This window comes from Bartonella capreoli (assembly GCF_902813205.1).
GTDB lineage: Bacteria > Pseudomonadota > Alphaproteobacteria > Rhizobiales > Rhizobiaceae > Bartonella > Bartonella schoenbuchensis.
In genome coordinates this window covers 2,501-4,050 of sequence record NZ_CADDZX010000017.1, presented here as the reverse complement: position 1 = coordinate 4,050, position 1,550 = coordinate 2,501, and the positions used below count along the sequence as shown (strand labels likewise).

At 41.4% G+C, this 1,550-nt stretch carries 2 tRNA genes and 1 rRNA gene (1 of these 3 cut by a window edge); all 3 read left to right on the top strand.

Features of this window, described 5'->3' with window-relative positions:
- Positions 1 to 145 precede the first annotated feature (145 nt).
- Positions 146 to 222, top strand: a tRNA-Ile gene (locus J7R05_RS06610).
- 104 nt (positions 223 to 326) lie between these two features.
- Positions 327 to 402: transfer RNA gene (locus J7R05_RS06605), tRNA-Ala, on the top strand.
- 427 nt (positions 403 to 829) lie between these two features.
- Positions 830 to 1,550: ribosomal RNA gene (locus tag J7R05_RS06600) — 23S ribosomal RNA — on the top strand (it continues 2,090 nt past the right edge of the window).

Genomic DNA, 1,550 nt, shown 5'->3' with positions numbered 1-1,550 from the left:
ATAAAGCGTTTAAAAAACAGGTAAAAAAGCGTTTAAGCAGATATAAAGCGTTTAAGAAACATATCTGTTTCTTAAACATATCTTTTTGTTTTCTTTTGTTTTCTTTTGTTTGTCCCGAGGAAGGTTTTTACCGATTTACTCCTGAGGGCTTGTAGCTCAGTTGGTTAGAGCGCGCGCTTGATAAGCGTGAGGTCGGAGGTTCAAGTCCTCCCAGGCCCACCAATTTATGATTGCTGATAAGTTTTTTGTGAATGTTTTGATGGTCTTTTATCTTACGATCTTTCGCTTTTATGTTGCAATCTTTCAAAAGTATTTGAACTGTTTTAGGGGCCGTAGCTCAGCTGGGAGAGCACCTGCTTTGCAAGCAGGGGGTCGTCGGTTCGATCCCGTCCGGCTCCACCATCTTTGGTTATCATCATTGTTAAAGAACAATGTTTGCAATAGATCTGTAGATCTTAAGTCTATCATCTATTGCCTGTTCTATTGAAATTGTGAAGAGAAGATATATTCAGACATTACTGTTTTATTCAGCGATTGCTGTTTTGTTGTTGCTTTTAATGTTTAAGTCTCTCCTTTAAGGAATGGCAAAAAGCTTAAAAACACAACGCTAATTTAAAAACACAACGCTAACATTGTTAAACAATGTTTAAAGCAATGTAATGTGTCGCTAGGGTATGCTCAAAGCCTTAGCTTTATGATTGGTGTTTAACCGCGCCATTGAATATATCTCGAGAAACTGGTCTTTCTGCTGATATTTTTGTTTATTGAAAATACAATAAACGTTTATTAAAAATACAATAAACAGTGAATGAATATTGGCAATGAGAACGATCAAGTGTCTTAAGGGCATTTGGTGGATGCCTTGGCATGCACAGGCGATGAAGGACGTGATACGCTGCGATAAGCTACGGGGAGGTGCGAATACCCTTTGATCCGTAGATTTCCGAATGGGGCAACCCACCTTTGATAGCGAAAAACATTAAGCTGTTTTGAAAAAAACAGTTTAGGTTTCTCGTTATCAGTAAAAAGGTATCTTCATCTGAATATATAGGGTGAAAGAAGCAAACGCAGGGAACTGAAACATCTAAGTACCTGTAGGAAAGGACATCAAACGAGACTCCGTTAGTAGTGGCGAGCGAACGCGGACCAGGCCAGTGGCTTAAGTTTAGAAAAGTAGAATCGACTGGAAAGTCGAACCAAAGAGGGTGATAGTCCCGTATACGTAAATCTGATTTAAGTCCTTGAGTAGGGCGGGACACGTGAAATCCTGTCTGAACATGGGTCGACCACGATCCAAGCCTAAGTACTCGTGCATGACCGATAGCGAACCAGTACCGTGAGGGAAAGGTGAAAAGTACCCCGACAAGGGGAGTGAAAAAGTACCTGAAACCGAATGCCTACAAACAGTCGGAGCCCAAGATACGTTCTGGGTGACGGCGTACCTTTTGTATAATGGGTCAGCGACTTAGTCTAACGAGCAAGCTTAAGCCGATAGGTGTAGGCGTAGCGAAAGCGAGTCTGAATAGGGCGTTCAGTTCGTTGGATTAGAC